This is a genomic window from Synechococcus sp. BO 8801, assembly GCF_002252675.1.
Lineage (GTDB): Bacteria > Cyanobacteriota > Cyanobacteriia > PCC-6307 > Cyanobiaceae > Cyanobium.
Genome location: NZ_NQKY01000008.1, coordinates 1 through 17978, shown reverse-complemented (window position 1 = coordinate 17978; position 17978 = coordinate 1). Strand labels below are relative to the sequence as shown.

The 17978-nt window shown below is 67.8% G+C and carries 18 protein-coding genes and 2 tRNA genes; 8 read left to right on the top strand and 12 right to left on the bottom strand.

The features are described from left to right. Nucleotides 1-15 precede the first annotated feature (15 nt). Both CJZ86_RS07850 and CJZ86_RS07845 read left to right on the top strand, forming a co-directional pair. The gene (locus tag CJZ86_RS07850; RefSeq protein ID WP_143594096.1) at nucleotides 16-1257 is read left to right on the top strand and encodes a hypothetical protein; all 1242 of its coding nucleotides are present in this window, start codon (nucleotides 16-18) and stop codon (nucleotides 1255-1257) included. Further along, a complete protein-coding gene (locus CJZ86_RS07845) occupies nucleotides 1254-2054 on the top strand; it encodes a class I SAM-dependent methyltransferase (RefSeq protein ID WP_094585397.1) in 801 nt (266 codons plus the stop codon). Before CJZ86_RS07850 ends, CJZ86_RS07845 begins: the two co-directional genes overlap by 4 nt. On the opposite strand, the gene CJZ86_RS07840 is transcribed toward CJZ86_RS07845, so the two are convergent. From CJZ86_RS07840 to CJZ86_RS17315, 5 genes are all read right to left on the bottom strand, one after another. Beyond that, nucleotides 2012-3889, bottom strand: coding sequence for a V-type ATP synthase subunit A (locus CJZ86_RS07840; protein ID WP_094585396.1), 1878 nt, complete (start codon nucleotides 3887-3889; stop codon nucleotides 2012-2014). The two genes, CJZ86_RS07845 and CJZ86_RS07840, sit on opposite strands and share 43 nt — an antisense overlap. Further along, nucleotides 3886-4551 (bottom strand): DUF2764 family protein, encoded by a 666-nt coding sequence (locus CJZ86_RS07835; protein WP_233133912.1) that lies wholly within the window; start codon nucleotides 4549-4551, stop codon nucleotides 3886-3888. Before CJZ86_RS07835 ends, CJZ86_RS07840 begins: the two co-directional genes overlap by 4 nt. 25 nt (nucleotides 4552-4576) lie before the next feature. Continuing rightward, nucleotides 4577-5278, bottom strand: coding sequence for a hypothetical protein (locus CJZ86_RS07830; RefSeq protein WP_190610985.1), 702 nt, complete (start codon nucleotides 5276-5278; stop codon nucleotides 4577-4579). Nucleotides 5279-5377: 99 nt separating this feature from the next. Continuing rightward, a complete protein-coding gene (locus CJZ86_RS07825; RefSeq protein WP_094585394.1) occupies nucleotides 5378-5830 on the bottom strand; it encodes an ATP synthase subunit C in 453 nt (150 codons plus the stop codon). Continuing rightward, complete coding sequence (locus CJZ86_RS17315; RefSeq protein WP_233133911.1) at nucleotides 5827-6942, bottom strand: V-type ATPase 116kDa subunit family protein; 1116 nt, start codon at nucleotides 6940-6942, stop codon at nucleotides 5827-5829. The genes CJZ86_RS07825 and CJZ86_RS17315 overlap by 4 nt, the downstream gene beginning before the upstream one ends. Here CJZ86_RS17315 and CJZ86_RS17310 point away from each other — a divergent pair. Continuing rightward, nucleotides 6898-7710, top strand: a complete 813-nt coding sequence (locus CJZ86_RS17310; protein ID WP_233133910.1) for a hypothetical protein — start codon at nucleotides 6898-6900, stop codon at nucleotides 7708-7710. The genes CJZ86_RS17315 and CJZ86_RS17310 overlap by 45 nt on opposite strands. Here CJZ86_RS17310 and CJZ86_RS07815 read toward each other — a convergent pair. Both CJZ86_RS07815 and CJZ86_RS07810 read right to left on the bottom strand, forming a co-directional pair. Then, the gene (locus CJZ86_RS07815; RefSeq protein WP_094585392.1) at nucleotides 7632-8234 is read right to left on the bottom strand and encodes a V-type ATP synthase subunit D; all 603 of its coding nucleotides are present in this window, start codon (nucleotides 8232-8234) and stop codon (nucleotides 7632-7634) included. The two genes, CJZ86_RS17310 and CJZ86_RS07815, sit on opposite strands and share 79 nt — an antisense overlap. Nucleotides 8235-8239: 5 nt before the next feature. Continuing rightward, nucleotides 8240-9604 carry a V-type ATP synthase subunit B gene (locus tag CJZ86_RS07810; protein WP_094585391.1) on the bottom strand — a complete coding sequence of 455 codons (1365 nt, stop codon included), beginning with the start codon at nucleotides 9602-9604 and terminating at the stop codon, nucleotides 8240-8242. A 282-nt stretch (nucleotides 9605-9886) separates the two neighbouring features. Here CJZ86_RS07810 and CJZ86_RS07805 point away from each other — a divergent pair, with 282 nt between their 5' ends. Next, nucleotides 9887-10789, top strand: coding sequence for a polyphosphate kinase 2 family protein (locus tag CJZ86_RS07805; protein ID WP_094585390.1), 903 nt, complete (start codon nucleotides 9887-9889; stop codon nucleotides 10787-10789). Nucleotides 10790-10820: 31 nt separating this feature from the next. Here the strand turns inward: CJZ86_RS07805 and trpC are convergent, their stop codons facing one another. From trpC to CJZ86_RS07780, 5 genes are all read right to left on the bottom strand, one after another. Beyond that, on the bottom strand, nucleotides 10821-11705 hold the full coding sequence (gene trpC, locus CJZ86_RS07800; RefSeq protein WP_094585389.1) for an indole-3-glycerol phosphate synthase TrpC: 885 nt from the start codon (nucleotides 11703-11705) through the stop codon (nucleotides 10821-10823). A 1-nt stretch (nucleotide 11706) separates the two neighbouring features. Next, nucleotides 11707-13194 (bottom strand): dihydrolipoyl dehydrogenase, encoded by a 1488-nt coding sequence (locus CJZ86_RS07795; RefSeq protein ID WP_094585388.1) that lies wholly within the window; start codon nucleotides 13192-13194, stop codon nucleotides 11707-11709. Nucleotides 13195-13215: 21 nt separating this feature from the next. Beyond that, entirely contained in the window at nucleotides 13216-14040 is an 825-nt protein-coding gene (locus CJZ86_RS07790; RefSeq protein WP_094585387.1) for a TrmH family RNA methyltransferase, read from the bottom strand. A 32-nt stretch (nucleotides 14041-14072) separates the two neighbouring features. Further along, nucleotides 14073-14363, bottom strand: coding sequence for a DUF8653 family protein (locus tag CJZ86_RS07785; protein WP_502690426.1), 291 nt, complete (start codon nucleotides 14361-14363; stop codon nucleotides 14073-14075). After that, nucleotides 14332-14415 (bottom strand) — tRNA-Leu (locus CJZ86_RS07780). The genes CJZ86_RS07785 and CJZ86_RS07780 overlap by 32 nt, the downstream gene beginning before the upstream one ends. A gap of 178 nt (nucleotides 14416-14593) precedes the next feature. Here CJZ86_RS07780 and murA point away from each other — a divergent pair. From murA to CJZ86_RS07760, 4 genes are all read left to right on the top strand, one after another. Continuing rightward, nucleotides 14594-15901, top strand: a complete 1308-nt coding sequence (gene murA, locus CJZ86_RS07775) for a UDP-N-acetylglucosamine 1-carboxyvinyltransferase (RefSeq protein ID WP_198960101.1) — start codon at nucleotides 14594-14596, stop codon at nucleotides 15899-15901. 12 nt (nucleotides 15902-15913) lie between these two features. Further along, nucleotides 15914-15995, top strand: a tRNA-Leu gene (locus CJZ86_RS07770). Then, nucleotides 15971-17185, top strand: coding sequence for an aspartate aminotransferase family protein (locus tag CJZ86_RS07765; protein WP_502690424.1), 1215 nt, complete (start codon nucleotides 15971-15973; stop codon nucleotides 17183-17185). The genes CJZ86_RS07770 and CJZ86_RS07765 overlap by 25 nt, the downstream gene beginning before the upstream one ends. Nucleotides 17186-17198: 13 nt before the next feature. Further along, a partial coding sequence (locus CJZ86_RS07760; protein WP_286145706.1) for a bifunctional folylpolyglutamate synthase/dihydrofolate synthase occupies nucleotides 17199-17978 on the top strand: 780 nt, incomplete at its 3' end.

Genomic DNA, 17978 nt, shown 5'->3' with positions numbered 1-17978 from the left:
TTGCTGTTGACACCTGTGCAGCCATTCAAGCCCGGGGCTTCGGCCCGGCCTGAGGCTCCCCCGATCCCCTGGGGCCTCGTCGGGGGTGTGGTGGCCCTGCAGGCCTGCCTGCAGCTGGGGTGGATCGTCTACAGCACCTACCAGCCCGTGCTGCTGCAGCGCTTCGGCTTCACCGACCTGCTGGCGGTCTTCGCCCTGCTGGGCGGCTTCCTCGGCCTGGTGGTCGAACCGCTCAGCGGGGCCCTCTCCGATCGCCACGGCGACCAGGCCCGCGGCCGGCTGCTGCCGATCACCGTGGCGGTGACCTTGGCCGGCCTGATCTTCCTCACCACGGCGGGCCTGCTCCAGCAGGGATCCCCCTGGTTCAGCCCAGGCCTGCCGTGGCTGATGGTGCTCTGGGTGGTGGCCGTGCAGTGGGCCTCCAGTCCCAATCTGGCCCAGCTGAACGAAGCGGTTCCGCTGCGCTCCCTGCCGCTGGCCGTGGCGGTTCTGACCGTGAGCCAGGGGCTGATCGGTGCCTTCTCCGGCGACCTGGCCCGCCTGGCCCTGCGGCTGGGCCCCGCTGCCACCTTCCTGTTGGGCGCTCTGGTGCTGGCCCTGGGCCTGACGGTGCTGCGGTCGGGCCGGTCATCTGCCTCCCTGAGCTTCCGCAACGGCCAGGGCCCCGGCGGCCGCCAACGGCTCGCCACCCCCCTCGGCCCCGCCGACCTGGTCCAGGCCGCCCTGCTGCTGGGCCTCGCCCTGGCGGTGGGTGGCCTGGGCCAGATCCTGCTCGACCTGCTCCCCCGCCTGGCCCGATCGGCTGCGCCCGGACCGGAAACCTGGGGCCCGGGATCGGTGCTGCTGCTGTGCTCGGCAATCGGCGCGCCGCTCACCGCCCGGGCCGTGGGCCGATGGGGGCGGCTGCCCTCCCTGGCGGGGGGGATCCTGCTGCTGGCCGGGGTCCTGGTGGTGGGCCTCCTGCTGCCCCGGGGGCCCGGCCTGCCGCAGCTCGCCCTGCTCGGGGTGCTCCACAGCCTCGTGGTCACCAGCCTGACGGCCACCTCCCTGACGGTCCTGCCGATGGGACGGAGCGGGCTGGGGGCAGGGCTGGCGCTGGGGGGAACCGGACTCGCCGGCAGCCTCGTGCGGCTGGGATTCGGCGCGGCCGGGCCGGTCGGATCCGGACGGGTGCTGGTCCTGCTGGCGGCCAGCACCGTCACCGCCCTGGTGGGCTGCCTGCTGCTGGCGAGGCGGCATCGCCGGGGGGTGGCATGAGCGGGGGCTTCACCGATCACTTCGGCTCGGTGGCCGGGGCCTACGCCCACTACCGGCCCACCTATCCGGCGCCCCTGTTCGCCTGGCTGGCCGGGATGACCCCCGCCCGCCAGCGGGCCTGGGACTGCGCCACCGGAACGGGCCAGGCCGCCATCGGCCTGGCCGCCCACTTCACCGAGGTGGTGGCCACCGATGCCAGCGCCTCCCAGCTGGCCGCCGCCCGTCCCCATCCCGGTGTGCACTACCGGCTGGCGGAGGCGGAGAACTCCGGCCTGGAGGCGGACAGCCTCGATCTGGTCACCGTGGCCCAGGCGGCGCACTGGTTCGATCGGCCCCGGTTCTTCAGTGAGGTGGAGCGGGTGCTGCGCCCCGGCGGCGTGCTGGCCGTCTGGAGCTACGGCATCCCCGAGCTGGAGGGGGAAGGGCCCGATGCGCTCCTGCAGCACTTCTACGCCGACATCGTCGGTCCCTACTGGCCCCCCGAGAAGGCGCTGGTGGAGAGCGGCTACCGCGACCTGGTGCTGCCCTTCGAGAGCCTGGAGACCCCGCCCTTCGCCATGGAAGCCACCTGGACCCTGGAGCAGTTGCTCGGCTACTGCTCCAGCTGGTCGGCCAGCGCCCGCTATCGGGCCGCCCTGGGCCACGATCCCCTGGAGCGGTTACGTCCGGCCCTGGCGGCCGCCTGGGGGGAGACGGCGCTGGGGCGGCGCATCCACTGGCCCCTGACCCTCAAGGCTTCACGCCGGGGCCCGGCTCAGGCTGATGGACCAGCCGGGACGGCAGCCTCCCCGGGCTGAGCGGCCGCCACTGCGGGCAGAGCGGCGAGGGCCTGGATCTGCTGCAGATAGCCGGCGTAGGTGGGGGAGCCGGTGGCGGCGTAGTTCAGGTTGCGGTACAGACCCGTGAGCCGGGTGTAGTGGTCCCGGGCGGCTGTCTTGTCGGGGAAGGCGCGGTCACGGTGCAGCAGGTCGAAGACCAGGTCGAAGGAGGTCTTCTGGCGCTCCAGGGGCGTGGTGGAGTCGACGGCATCGAAGGCATCCTGCTGGAGGTACACCATGTCGAGGAACTGGGCCTTCTGGAAGACGACGAAATCCTCCAGACTCACCCCCTCTTCCCCCGTCACCTGGATCATCTGGCTGACCCGGTCGCCCTCCTTGAGCAGGGCGTTCATCGCGGCGACGCGCCCCACCCAGTCCGGGGAGAGATGCTGGGAGAACCAGCCCTCGAGCTGCTGGAAATAGCGCGACCAGGAGAGCAGGATGTCGACGGCCGGATAGAAACGCTTGTAGGCCCGCTCCGCACTCAGCCCCAGGAAGGCCTTCACCGTTCCCAGGGTGCACTGGGTGACCGGCTCCTCGAAGTTGCCCCCCGCCGGCGACACCGTTCCGATCATGGTGAGGCTGCCGACGGAGCCGTCGTTGGTGCGGATGATGCCGGCCCGCTCGTAGACACTCTTGATCGAGGAATCGAGATAGGCGGGAAACGCCTCCTCACCAGGAATCTCCTCCAGACGTCCGGAGGTTTCCCGCATCGCCTGGGCCCAGCGGGAGGTGGAATCGGCGATCAGCAGCACGTTGTAGCCCATCTGGCGGTAGTACTCACCCAGGGTGAGTCCGGTGTAGATGGAGGCCTCCCTGGCCGCCACCGGCATCGAGGAGGTGTTGCAGATGATGATGGTGCGGTCCATCAGCGAACCGCCGGTTTTTGGATCGGAAAGTTTGGGGAATTCGGTGATCGTTTCCACCACTTCTCCAGCACGCTCCCCGCAGGCCACCACCAGCACGATGTCCACATCGGAGTGGCGCGAAATCAGGTTCTGGAGCACGGTCTTGCCGGCGCCGAAGGGCCCCGGAATGCAGCCGGTGCCGCCCCGGGCGATGGGCAGAAACGTGTCGATGATCCGCTGGGTGGTGATCATCGGCTCCTGGGGGTAGAGCCGCTCGCAGCGGTGGGCCTCCAGCAGCGCCTGGGGCAGGGGGCGGCGCACCGGCCACGGCTGCGTCAGCGTCAGCGACCGCGTCGCCCCGGAGGCCTCGGTGATCCGGGCCACGGCGGTGTCGATCGTGAAACTTCCCTGTTGGATCCAGTCCAGGGTGACGGTCCCCTGCTGGTCGAAGGGAACCATGATCTTGTGGGTGAACCGGCCTTCCTGGACGGTGCCGATCCCATCCCCGGCATGGAGGGTGTCCCCGATCCGGGCCGCCGGCTGGAACGACCACTTCCTCTCGGTGTCCAGCGGCGAGACTTCAGCCCCCCGGGGCAGAAACGTGCCGTAGCCGGCGGCGAGCTGGGCCAGCGGATTCTGCAGCCCGTCATAGACTTGGCCCAGCAGACCGGGGCCAAGGGTGACGGAGAGCTGCTCGCCCGTCTGCTCGACCGGATCGCCGATGCCGACCCCCTTGGTGCTCTCGAACACCTGGGCATCGGCCAGGCGGCCCCGCACCCGCAGCACCTCAGCCTTCAGCTTTTCCTGGCGTTCGCCACCACGGTTCTGCAGGCAGATATAGATCACCTCATTCTTGAGCAGGGGCCGTGGCTTGGCCTCGGCCATCTGGATCGTGACGAGATCATCCTGAACGGCCACAACGCTGGCAGGGTTGTAGTCAGGGAGAGACTCAATGCTGCTGTTCATTGAGATGCACCTGAAAAGAGTTCTTTGTGATTTCCGAGCCCCGCATCCACCAGCTCACGAAAACGGGCGACGGCCGCTTCTCCTTTGTAGCATGACCAACGGCTGACCAGACTCCAGCGCGCCAGATAGATGATCAAGGCTTCAAAATCAAACTCATGGCCCGCGGCAAGGCGATTCAACATCGCCCAGACGACGGAGAACTGCAACTTCTCAAAGCCGATCAGGTCGTCCTTCTCCAACAGGTCGTGAGCCTGCCTGAGCCAGGGAAAGATCGCCTCCATTTGGAATGCCGGGGCACTCCAGTTGCGCTCGATCATTCCCACCCATTCACCGAACCCCCAGATCTCACCGCTGGGCGGCTGGGCTTCGCCGTGGCGACGGCGGCGCAGGGCCGCCACGATCGTGCGCATGTCCAGGCGCTGCGTCACCAGGCTCCGCAGGGTGGGGTTGCGGTTGGAGGTCAGGAAGCCATGGGCCTCCTGGATGAACGCCGCATCACTGCGCTCCAGGGGCTGGGACGACCAGGCGATCAGATTGGCGATCTGCTCGAGGGTGTGGCGATCAGGGGACTCCAGCAGTCCCAGGCGGTGTTCCAGCTTGAGCCTGGAAATCGGTGGCGTCGCGGCTTCAAACAGCGACCCCAGGGGCGGCAGGCTGGCCATCAGGACGACGTACTTCATCGGGCGCTCACTTCACCACCCCCTCCAGCAGGGCCCGGAACCGGGGCTGCAGGTGGGCCAGCAGGGTCTGGGCGATCGCCGCATCGGTCAGATCCAGCACCACATCCCGGTCGACCAGCTTCAGCTTCAGTCCGGCCTGGGGGCCCTTCGAAACGCCGAAGCTGACCCCCTCCCGCAGCAGGCCCCGGGCGGTGAGGCGCACGAAGCGGCTGAGGATGCCCTGCTCCAGCTCCTCGGGATGCTGGCTGAGTTCGGCCAGGCCGGCGATCCGCCGAGGCAGCAGCACCTCCACCTGCTGGGATTGGTCGGCTTCCGGGCGGAGCGTGCCGACGATCTCCAGGATCATCCGCTCCAGGATCTCCTGCTTCTCCTGCTCCTCCCCGACGAGCTGGCGCACCTCACCGGTGAAGCGGTCACTGAGCTGGGCCTTGAGGGCCAGGTTGGCGTCGCGGAAAGCCAGTTCCAGGGCCTGCTGCCCCGCGGTCTGGAGGGAGGCGGCCTCGGTCCTGGCCCGATCGACGATCTGCCGGGCCTGCTCCTCCGCCTGGGCCAGCAGGGCTGCGGCCTTGGCCTGGGCCTCCTTCAACAGGGCGTCGGCCTCCGTGCGGCCCTGCTCGACGCCCTGGTCCCGCAGGCGCGTGATCAGGTCTTCCACGCCGGAGGCCACCGCCAGGGGCGTGTCATGCCGGAGCTTCTTCGGGTTGGCCATGGGAACTGCCCGGCTGGGGAGGAAGAACGGAGAAGGGAAAGGAGAGCGGAGAAAGGAAAGGAACCCAGGCGCCAGCGCCAGAGAGGCGCCGCAGAGGCCCTATTTGGGAATGCCCCCGGCCGCCACCAGGGCGAAGACGAAGGCAAAGACGGCGAAGCCCTCCACGATGGCGGCCGGCGCCAGGGACAGGCCGAAGATCTCGGGCTTGGCCTTGGACCCGGAAATGGCGGAAGCGCAGCACAGTCCCTGGTAGATCGCCGCCATCAGGAACGCCAGACCCGACAGCAGGCCGATGCCGAAAAGGCCACCGGAATTGGCCGGAGTCACCGGTCGGTTGAGGATGAACATCACGACGATGCCGTAGATCGACATCGATGAAGGCAGCGCCGACAGACCGACGAAACGTCCGTAGCCGCTGCTGACCTCCATCATGGCGCCGATCGCCGCCTGCCCTGCCGTGGTGCAACCGATGGAGGCACCGATCGCCGCCAACGCAACCGGCGCATAGATACCGATCCAGCCAAGGACCAGAATGGATGTGTCGTTGTTCATAAGGCCGTCTCCTTTTTACTGAAGGGTGCGAAGGGGTAGCCTTCCTCGTCAAGGCTCCAGTTGAAGAACTCGATGAAGTTGAGCCGCAGACCGTGGACGAAGCCGCTGATGATGGCAAGCAACAGATTGATGCCATGACCCAGAAGCAGGATCAGCAGCGCAATGACGACCCCAAGGGGCACATCAGAGCGATAAACTTCAGCCGCCAGCTGATTGAACGTCAGGGCCAGAGAGGCACTGGCCAAGCCTAGGGCAAACAACCGCAGGTAACTCATCACGTCGCCGAAAAGTTTGGAGAGTTCCGCCAGTGAGGACAGCCCATCAAACAATCGCAGCAGCACAGAACCGAAGGAATCCAGGGGCCGCTCGCTGCTCAGCAACAGAATGGTGAGCAGCCCGCCGCTGCCGAGGCCCAGGCCCAGATCCCGGCCCACAGGCGTGCCCGCCCCCAGGTAGAGACTGAGGCCCGCAAGAATGATCGCGATCCAGCCGATGGGCTTGGCCCGCTCAGCGATGGAACCACCACGGACCGCCACGATTCCATTGGCCAGGATCAGATGCAAAGCGCCCACCACGAGCGAGACCTTCATCATCGTGTCGAAGTCGTCCAGGTTCAGCACATGGAGGTGGGCCAGAAGAGAGTCGGGCGGGGGAGCCGCTCCGAAATAACTCCCGGCCAGCATTCCGTAGAGCAACGAGAACAGCAGCCCGACCGCCGCCAGGACACGGAAGCGACGCGAGGATGGCCTGGACCCCATGCCTTTCCAGAAAACGGCAAGCAGCACACCCAGCACCAGGGCATAGCCCGCATCCGCCAGAATCATGGCGAAGAAGATGGCGAAGGAGAAGAACACCACCACCGACGGATCCCAGTCGCGATACCCCGGTGTTTCGTAGAACGTGACGAGATCTTCGCCGCCCGCCAGCACATCCGGATTCGTCATCAAGGTGGGAGGGGAGTCGTCTGAGGTCGGACTTTCCGCCCAGGTGGCCAGCCCCATCCCCTCGGCGAAGCAGGTGAGCCGGGGAAGGTCCTGGCGCGGTATCCAGCCCTGCACCTGAAAGACATGGCCCAGATCAGCGGTCTTCTGGCCGGCCTGACCCAGGGCCACCTGTTCATCGGCCCGGACCAGGTGCCTGGAGAGCAGGAAGATCCAGCGGCTGAGGGCCACATGCTCCGCTTCAATGTCATCGAGAGCGACATGGGCCTGGTCCAGTTCGGCCCTCAACGCCTCGGGAGACTCGGAACCCACATGGGCCCGCCTCACCGGCAGGAGGTTCTGGTCGGGCTCCTGTTCGGCGATGAGCACGACATAACCGTGCCGGGGGCTGGCGTGGACCCGCTGCCACGGCAGTGCCAGCCCATCGAGCGCCTGCTGGAAGGCCGCGAGCTTGCCATGGGGGACCCGATAGAACCACAGCCGCTGGCCGCCGAGGTCCGCCAGTTCGGGCAGCCGGAAGTTCCCCCACGGGGCCAGTTCGGCGAGATGGTGGCGCAGGACAAGAATTCTGTCCTCGGCAGCCCGCTTGCGGGAGCGGTTCTCCAGTGCCTTCGCCACCACGGCATCGAGCCGGAACGTGGAATCCACCTTCAACGGGTAGCGGCGCTGGCGCACATCCATCAGGTAGCGCAGGGCTTCGCGGGCCTCAACGGCCGGTTGGGACGAGGTGAAATCAGCCGGGGCCGCCGTTGGTCCCAGATCAATCAGATGCAGACATCCAAGGGCCTGCAATCCTTCCAGCACCACCTGCTTCTGGGCCGCAAGACCGAAGACAGAAACCTTGGCCAGGGCAACGATCGTCATGGTGTCTGGCGCTCCTTCTTGCGTTTGGCAATCTTGGAATTGACCACACCCGCCCGTTCCGCATCCGCCAGATAAATTGAGATGTTGCGAATCGTCTTTTTGGCCCTTGGAATCAGCACCTTGTCAAACAAGTTATAGCGCTGTGTCACGATCCGCTCGGCCCGCTCAAGACGTTCGACGCGGCGATGGGCCACCTGGATGCGAATCGTCTGCTCCATGGCCTGCTGGAGAACAACCACCAGCGCGTCGACCCAGAACGGCTTGGTGAGCAGGCCATAGGGGCTGACCTTGAACGAAAGGCTCTGGAGGACCGGCAGCCGGGTACCCATCAGGTTCTCTTCGCCGATCTCCAGCGCGGCGATGGTCACCAGATTGGAGAGATCGATCGCCGTGTTGGCGACCATCGGCAGCCGGGCTGCCACGTCCGGCTCGAGCGCCGCCGCCTTCGCCAGGGCCTCGGCCAGCAGGCGGCGGGCCTTCTCCCGTTCCGCGCCGATCTGGCGGCGCTTCATGTCCAGGGACGGCAGGACGTCCTGAAAGGTCCGCAGCAGGGACTTCTCCTTGGTCAGCGAAGCCTTGGTGAGCGAGAGCCTGGCCATGGGACTTACGCGGTGGGAGGGGGCGTCGGCCTGTTGCCTGGGAAGTACTTGTCCAGCAGGTCCTGCTTCATCAAAAGTTCACTGGCCTGGAAGCACTCGGCCAGGGTGGTCCAGGCCAGGTCCAGGGCCTCCTCCAGGGGGATATCCACGTTGATGTCCATGAACCTGGCCTTGAACAGCCCTCCGAATCGGATCAGCCGCTGGTCGTACTCGGACAGCTCGAACGCCATGGCCTGCTTCTGCTCCGCATCCCGTGCCCCCGAGTAGAGGCGGATGCAGGTGTTCATGATCTGGTTGTGGTCCTCGCGGGTGACCTTGCCGATCACGTTCTGCTTGAGCCGGGACAGGGAGCCGAAAGGATCGAGGACGCCGTCATGCAGATAGAACTGCCCTTCGGTGATGTAACCCGTGTTGTCGGGCACGGGGTGGGTGATGTCATCCCCGGGCATGGTGGTGACCGTGAGCAGGGTCACCGATCCGCCCTTGGCATAGTCGGCCGCTTTCTCGTAACGGCGGGCCAGTTGGGAATAGAGATCACCCGGATAGCCCCGGTTGGCCGGGACCTGATCCATGGCGATGCTGATCTCCTTGAGGGCATCGGCGAAGGAGGTCATGTCGGTGAGCAGCACCAGGACCCGCTTGCCCTCTTCCACGGCGAACCGTTCGGCCACCGCCAGGGCCATGTCCGGAATCAGCAGACGCTCAACGATCGGATCGGAGGCCAGGTTGACGAACATCACCGTACGGGCGAAGACGCCGGCATCCTCGAAGGTTTTCCGGAAGGCGTAGTAATCGTCGAAGATCAGCCCCAGGCCGCCGAACACGACCACATCGGCGTCGGCCTGGATCCCGATGCGGGCCAGAAAGGCGTTGAAAGGCTCCCCCGACACCGAAAAGATCGGAATCTTCTGGCTCTCCACCAGACAGTTGAATACGTCGATCATCGGCACGTTGGTGCGGATCATCTTGGAGGCCAGAATCCGGCACATCGGGTTGACGGATGGACCTCCGATCGGGACCTTGGGATCCTCCTCAAGGCCAGGCCCCCCATCGATCGGCTCACCGGTGCCCCGAAACACCCGCCCGAGGATGTTGCCGGAGTAGGTGGCCTGCATCGGATGGCCGAGGAAATGCACCGCCGAGTCGGTGGCCACCCCCTTGGTGCCGCGGAACACCTGCAGCGACACGGAATCCTGCTTCAGGGCGATCACCTGGGCCAGGGAGGAAGTGCCATTGCGGTTCTGCACCACGGCCAGATCGTTGAACCGGGGCGCCCCTTCGCGGTGGGTGGCGTCGGCCGGCACCTCGACCCGGAGAATATCGCCGACGATCTCCAGAATCTTCGAATAACTGACCAGGGAGGCGGGCATTGGCGATCGACCGAAGAATCAGGGAAAGGGCCGTCAGAACGCCGGTCTGTTCTCCGCCTTCAGTGTAATCAGCGACCCTGAAAAACCATCGGGATAAGGTTTGTTCTTCACGGCTGACGACCCCACACACCGTGGCTAGGGTGAAGGATCGGACCTGGCAGATCGCTGTCTGTTTGCGGATGGGATGTGAACGGTCCGCGAATGGTTTACGAATGATGGCGACCGGATCTGGGACCGCATGCAGACGACTTAACACTGGAAACGAGGCAAGGAGAGAAGGGAATGGAGAAACAGGACTTCCTCGAGCGCGCCAGAACATTCGCCAGGCCCTTCCGGATTGAGGATGGGAAGGATTTCCATCTCAAGAACTTTGATCCCGGCGATACGTTGCATCTGGATCAGGAAGACAAACCCCGCGCCCAGGAGGCACTCTCCATGGGCGTACAGATGCTGGCACACTTCCAGGATCTTCTCTATGCCCAGGATCGCTACGCCCTGCTGCTGATCTTCCAGGCGATGGATGCGGCGGGCAAAGACGGCACCATCAAGCATGTGATGAGCGGGGTCAATCCCCAGGGATGCCAGGTGACCTCCTTCAAGGCGCCTTCATCGGTGGATCTGGATCATGATTTCCTGTGGCGATCCAACAATGCCCTGCCTGAACGGGGCCGGATCGGCATCTTCAACCGCAGCTATTACGAAGAAACGCTGGTGGTCCGGGTGCATCCGGAGATGCTGGCCCGACAGACGCTTCCGGCGGAGCGCATCACCAAGAGCATCTGGGACGAGCGTTTTCAGGACATCAGGAACTACGAAACCTACCTCAGCAACAATGGCATCATCGTCCGGAAGTTCTTCTTGAACGTCTCCAGGAAGGAGCAGCGCAAGCGCTTCCTCAAGCGCCTCGACCGCCCCGAGAAGAACTGGAAGTTCTCCGCCAACGACATCAAGGAACGGGCCTTCTGGGATGACTACATGGACGCCTACAACGAAACCATCCGGCATACCGCCAGCCGTCACGCCCCCTGGTATGTGGTGCCCGCCGACAACAAGTGGTTCACCCGCATCGCCGTGGCGGCCGCGATCATCGAAACCCTCGATTCCCTGCACCTGCGTTATCCCGAGGTGAGCCCGGAAGCCCGCGCCCAGCTGGATGCGGCCCGGGCCATCCTGGAGAAGGGCTGAGCGCCCCCCGCCACCCGCGGCCCTGAGGACCTCAGCCCCCGATCAGGGTCTCCAGGGCCGCCGTCACGTCGTCCTGGCGCATCAGCGCCTCCCCCACCAGCACCGCGTCGGCGCCGGCGCCGACGGCCCGATCCAGATCCTCCCGGTTGAACAGGCCCGATTCGCTCACCAGCAGGGCACCGCGGGCACGCACCTGCTCGCCGAAGCGTTCCATCAGTTGTTCGGTAGTGGCCAGATCCACCGTGAAGCTGGCCAGATCGCGGTTGTTGATGCCGATCAGGTTCACACCCTCCAGTTGCAGCACCCGCTCCATCTCGGCCGCGTCGTGCACCTCCACCAGCACCGCCAGCCCCAGGCCCCGGGCCACCTTGAGCAGATAGGCCAGATCCTGGTCGGTGAGGATCGCCGCGATCAGCAGGGCCGCATCGGCCCCGGCGGCCCGGGCCTGGAACAGCTGGTAGGGCGTGAGGATGAAGTCCTTGCAGATCAGGGGCAGTTCCACCGCCTCCCGCACCGCCACCAGCACCTCGAAGCCCCCCTGGAAGAAGCGCTTGTCGGTGAGCACTGAGAGGCAGCTGGCCCCGCCGTCCCGGTAGCCCCGGGCGATGGCGACGGGGTCGAAGTCCTCCCGGATCACCCCCTTGCTGGGGCTGGCCTTCTTGATCTCGGCAATCACCGCCGGTTTGCGGCAGCTGGCCCGCAGGGCCGCCAGAAAATCCCGGGTGGGGGGCAGGTCGGCCACCTGCTGCTTGAGGGACTCCAGGCTCACCCGTTCCCGGGCGGCCGTCACTTCCCTGTCCTTTTCCCAGACGATCTCCTCGAGGATGTGGCGGGGGCTCTCCTCGGGATGGGGGGTGCCGAATTCCAGGTGGGCCACCCGCACCGAGGGGTTGGGGGGCCGGCGACGGATCTCCATCTCAGGCACCCACCGCCGTGGCCAGGCTGGCGGCGGCCTGCTTGTAGGCCACTTCCACCACCTCGCTCAGCGTGGGGTGGGTGTGTACCTCGCTGGCCAGCTGCCGCACCCCCTGGCGCCGGGCCACCGCGTTGGCGATCTCCTGGATCAGGTCGGCGGCATGGAGGCCGTAGATGTGGGCCCCCAGCACCTCGCCGGTGTCCTTGCGGAACAGCAGCTTCAGCAGGCCGTCGCTCTCCAGTTCGGCCAGGGCCTTGGAGTTGGCCTTGAAATAGCTGCGCACAGCTCCCAGCTCGAAGCCCTCGGCGGCGGCCAGCTCCTTGGCGTCGGCTTCCGAGAGCCCCACCGAACTGATCTCCGGGTGGGTGAAGGTGGCGGCGGGGATCGAGCGGTAATCGATGCGGCGGGCGTGGCCGAGGATGTTCTCGATCGCCACCGTGCCCTGGGCGGCGGCCGTGTGGGCCAGCATCATTTTTCCGGTCACATCACCGACGGCCCACAGGTGGGGCACCGGCGCGCCACTCGCCAGCACCCGCAGGCCATCGTCGACGGGGATGAAGCCCCGGTTGGTCTCCACCCCCATGCTGGCCAGGTTGAGGTCCTTGCTCACCGGCACCCGGCCGGTGGCCACCAGCACCGCATCCACCTCCAGGGTCTCCACCGGTTCGCGGGTGGCCATGTCCACCAGTTCGATCTTCACGGGGCAGCCGGGGGTGATCTTGCTGGCCAGCACGCCGGAGCGGGCGTCGATGTCGCGGCCGTCGATCAGATGGCGGGCGGCGATCTTGGCGATGTCCGGATCAAAGGTGGGCATCACCCGGTCGAGGGCCTCGATCATCGTGACCTCACAGCCCAGGGCCGTATAGACGTCGGCGAATTCCAGGCCGATGTAGCCGCTGCCGATGATCGTGATCCAGCGGGGCAGCCACTCCAGGTTGATGGCCTCATCGCTGGTGAACACGGTGCGGCCGTCGGTCTCGATGCCGGGCGGCACGAAGGGATCGGAGCCGGTGGCGATGATCACCTCCCGGGCCGCATACACCCGCTCCACGCCGCTGGCCTCGCGCACCGCCACCCGCTGGGGCCCGTCGAGGCGCCCCTTGCCCCGCAGGATCGTGGCGCCGGCCCGCTCCAGGGTCTTGGTGAGGTTGGTGCGGATCGTGGCCACCAGCTGGGCGGCGTGGTCGGCGATCTTCTGGCGCTCGAAGCGCACCGGCGCCGCATGGATGCCGAACCCCTTGAGGTGCTCGGCGTCGCCGAGCTCCCGCACCCGGCCGCTGGCCGCCAGCAGGGCCTTGGAGGGAACGCAGCCCCGGTTGACGCAGGTGCCGCCCATGTCACGGGATTCCACGATCGCCACCTTCAGGCCGTGGTCGGCGCCGTGCTTGGCCGCATCGAAACCGCCATAACCGGCACCGATCACGATCACGTCGAAATCGAACCCGGAGGGAGGGGAGGCGGGTGCTGCGGTCACCGGACGGGGCTGCATGGGTAGCGGCATTCTCCCCTGTCAGGCCCCGGGCCGGCCGTGGGCCTGGCGGGGGCGCTCCAGCAGCAGCAAAGCGGCCGCGGCCGCCACATTCAGCGACTCCACCGCCGGGCTGTGGGGGATCGTCACCCGCCGGTCGGCCAGCTCGGCCAGTTCCGGGGCCAGCCCCGCCCCCTCGTTGCCCAGCAGCAGGGCCGTGGGGCGGCCCCAGTCCAGCTCCCAGTAGGGCTGGGCGGCGACAGCCGCCTCGGGCACCACCGCCGCCACCAGCTGCATGCCCCGCTCCCGGGCCGCGGCCAGGCGGCCAGGAAGATCGGTGGCCGCCATCCGCTCGATCGGCAGGGCCAGGGCCGCGCCGCTGGAGGCGCGCAGCACCTTGGGCTGCATCGGGTCGGCCCCCTCCGCCAGCCATACCTGCTCGACCCCCGCCGCCAGCGCCGTGCGCAGCAGGGTGCCCAGGTTGCCCGGATCCTGGAGCCTGTCGAGGACCAGGACGAAATCGGGCGGCGTTGCCGCCGGGGCGGGCAGGTCGTCGGCCGCCAGGGTCAGCAGCACCCCGTCGGGGTGGCCGGTGGTGGCGGCGGCGGCCAGAACCTCGGGGCTGGCGATCCGCAGCCGGCCCGGATCCGGCAACCGCTCCAGCAGAGCACCATGGCGCTCCAGCCAGTCGGTCGTGGCCAGCAGCTGCCGAGGCCGCAGACCCAGCCCCAGGGCCTCCTGCAGAAGATGGGTCCCCTCCAGCAGGATCAGCCCCTGCTCCTTGCGGCCGCTGGGCCGGTGCAGGCGCCGCAGGGCCTGGACGAGGGGATTGCGGACGCTGCGGATCGGCTCGCTGCCCGGCGGCAGCCCGCGCTGATCAGGGGAGGAACCCGGGGATGTCAGATCGTCTTGCGGCGCCGGAGCTTGAGGTGATCGTGGATGACCAGGTCGTCGTCGCTGAGATCGAGCCCCTTGAAGGCCGCCACCTCACCACGGATGCCCTCCGCCTTGAGGTTCGCCACGAGGCGATCGATCACGATGTCCTCCACCTTGTTCTGGTCGTACTCGTCCGGAGTCAGACGCTCCAGAAACCGGCCGATGTTCGCGGCGACGACGTCGGAGGCGTTGGTGATCTTGAGGACAATCATAAAATAATGATGCGGATGGGGAGACTTGAACTCCCACGACATTGCTGCCACTAGTACCTGAAACTAGCGCGTCTACCAATTCCGCCACATCCGCGGGCGTTTAGCCGCCACGGAAGCCGCGGCGCTGAACGGAGCATAAATCATCACCGGCGACCCACCCCTCCGGACCCTGGCGGCAAGCGGGTGGCAAGACAGTTTGAGCGGCGACCCCCTAGACGACGGGATCATTCGTTGTCAAGATGCCCCCGAAATTGATACCAGGACTCCTGTCCATGACCGTATCCCCCATGCCTGTCAAGGCCATCGCCGGCACCAGGCTGGAGATCAGTGGTGGACGGCGTCTGGAAGGGGAAATCAGGGTCAGCGGCGCCAAGAATTCAGCCCTGGTGCTGATGGCCGCCTGCCTGCTCACCGAGGACGCGCTGCGGCTCAGCAACGTGCCTCCCCTGACCGACATCACGGCCATGGGGGAGATCCTCTCCGCCCTCGGGGTGCGGGTGCAGCGCGGTGGCGACGCGATCGTCCTCCACGGCGACCACATCACCACCGCCGCCCCGCCCTATGAGCTGGTCAACAGCCTGCGGGCCAGCTTCTTCTGCATCGGCCCCCTCCTGGCCCGCATGGGGATGGCCCAGGTGCCCCTGCCCGGCGGCTGCCAGATCGGCACCCGGCCCGTGGTGGAGCACGTCAAGGGGCTCAAGGCCCTCGGCGCCCAGGTCACCATCGAGCACGGTGTGGTCACCGCCGTGGTGCCGGGCCGCCAGCGCCGCCTCACCGGCGGCCATATCCACCTCGACTGCCCCAGCGTCGGCGCCACCGAGACCCTGATGATGGCGGCGGCCCTCGCCGACGGCGAAACGGTCATCGACAACGCCGCCCAGGAGCCGGAGGTGATCGACCTGGCCCGGCTGCTGCTGGCCATGGGGGCCAAGGTGCGCGGCGCCGGCACCCCCACCATCACCATCGTCGGGGTGGACCGTCTGCACGGGGCCGACTACGCCGTCATCCCCGACCGCATCGAGGCGGGCACCTTCCTGCTGGCGGGCGCCATCACCCGCTCCCGGCTGCGGGTGTTCCCCGCCCTGCCCGAGCACCTCGGTGCCGTGATCACCAAGCTCGAGGAGGCGGGCTGCCGCATCGAGGCCGACGGCCAGGGCCTGATCCTCACGGCCAGCAAGGTGCGGGCCGTGGATCTGCGCACCCAGCCCTTCCCCGGCTTCCCCACCGACCTGCAGGCCCCGTTCATGGCCCTGCTGGCCACCGCCGAAGGCACCAGCATGGTGGTCGAGAACATCTTCGAGAACCGTCTCCAGCACGTGGCCGAGCTGCAGCGCATGGGCGCCTCGATCCGCATGCAGGGCAACACCGCCTGCGTCGAGGGGGTGGCCCGCCTCAGTGGCGCCCCCGTCCACGGCACCGACCTGCGCGCCTCCGCCGCCATGGTGCTCGCCGGCCTTGCCGCCGATGGCATCACCACCGTGCGGGGCCTGGAATACCTCGACCGGGGCTACGCCGATCTGGAGGGCAAGCTCAACGCCGCCGGCGCCTCGATCCGCAGGCTGCCCACCCCCGCCGCCTAGAGTCCTCCCTTCGGGAGCGTGCCGGAATTGGTAGACGGACTCGACTCAAAATCGAGCGCCTTCGGGCATGTGGGTTCGAGTCCCACCGCTCCCATCCAGCCGGTGATGGACACCTACGGGCGCTATCCCCTGTCTCTGACGCGGGGCCGTGGCGTCTGGCTCTGGGATGACCAGGGACGGCGCTATCTCGACATGGTGGCCGGCATCGCCGTCTGCACCCTGGGCCACAGCGATCCGGTGCTGCAGCGGCGGCTCTGCCGGCAGCTGGGCCGTCTCCAGCACATCTCCAACCTCTACCGGATTCCGGAGCAGGAGGCCCTGGCCGCGGCCATCACCGCCCGCAGCTGCACCGACCGGGTCTTCTTCTGCAATTCCGGCGCCGAGGCCAACGAGGCTGCCATCAAGCTGGCCCGCAAGCACGGCCACCAGGTGCGCGGCATCGCCGATCCGCTGATCCTTACCGCCGAGGCCAGCTTCCACGGCCGCACCCTGGCGGCGGTGACCGCAACGGGCCAGCCCAAGTACCACCAGGGCTTCGAGCCCATGGTGTCGGGCTTCCGCTACTTCCCCTACAACGACACGGCCGCCTTCGAAGCGCTGCTCGCCTCCTGTGAAGCCGAGGGGCCCCGGGTGGCGGCCGTGCTGCTCGAACCGATCCAGGGCGAGGGCGGCGTCAACCCCGGCGATCCGGCCTTCTTCCGGCGGGTGCGGGAGCTCTGCGATGCCCACCGCATCCTGCTCATCTTCGACGAGGTGCAGATCGGTGTCGGCCGCAGCGGCCGCTGGTGGGGCTACGAACAGCTCGGGGTCGAGCCCGATGCCCTGACCATGGCCAAGGGCCTCGGTGGCGGCATCCCCATTGGCGCCCTGGCGGTGAAGGCCGCGGCCGACCACTTCCGCCCCGGCGACCACGCCAGCACCTTCGGCGGCAACCCCTTCGCCTGCCGCGCCGGCCTCACGGTGATCGAGGAGATCGAACGCCGGGGACTGCTGGAGAAGGTGAGCGCCAACGGAGCCCTGCTCCAGTCCCTGCTCCAGGAGCTGGTGACCCGCCACCCCGAGCGGCTGGCCGGCGAGCGCGGCTGGGGTCTGCTGCGGGGCCTGGTGCTGCGCGAGGGCGGGCCCACGGCTGCGGAGATCGTCAAGGCAGCCATGGCCGAAGGCCTGCTGCTGGTGCCGGCCGGGCCCGGGGTGGTCCGGTTCGTGCCGCCGCTGGTGGTCAAGCCCCGCCAGCTGCGCAAGGCGGTGAAGCGCCTGGAGAAGGCTCTCCACAGCCTGCCCTGATCCGTTCCTGTCCGTGCCGTCCCCGCTGCCCCCCCCGGTCGACCTGGGCGACCTGCTTGAACCCTTCGCCCGCCGCGGCGTCGACCTGGGCCTGGAGCGGCTGGCCGGCGCCCTGGCCGGCGGGGGCCACCCGGAGCGGCGCTTCGCCGCCGCCCAGGTGGCCGGCACCAACGGCAAGGGCTCGATCTGCACCTTCCTGCACGCGATCCTGCGGGCCGCCGGCGTGCACGTCGGCACCTACCGCTCCCCCCACCTGGTGAGCTGGTGCGAGCGCATCCAGGTGGATGACGCCTGGATCACGCCCACCACCCTGCGGGACGACCTGGCCCGCTGGCAGCCCCTGGCCCGCCAGCACCGGCTCACCCCCTTCGAGCTGATCACGGCCGCGGCCTTCGAGCACTTCGCCCGCGAGCGGGTGGATCTGGCGGTGCTGGAGGTGGGCCTGGGGGGACGGCTGGATGCCACCACCGTCCACCCGCGCCGGCCGGTGATCGGCTTCGGGGCCATCGGCCTCGACCACCGCGAGCACCTGGGCGACACCCTGGCCGCCATCGCCGCCGAGAAGGCCGCCGTGATGGGCGCGGGCTGCCGGGCCTTCAGCTGCGCCCAGGAGCCCGAGGCCCGCCGGGTACTGGAGGCTGAAGCGCTGCGTTGCGGCTCCAGCCTGCAGTGGCTCGAACCCCTGCCCGCCGTGGCCGACGGCGGGCCCCGCCTGGGCCTGGCGGGGGACCTGCAGCGCCACAACGGCGCCGTGGCGGTGGCCATGGCCCGGGCCCTCACCGCCCCTGGCGGT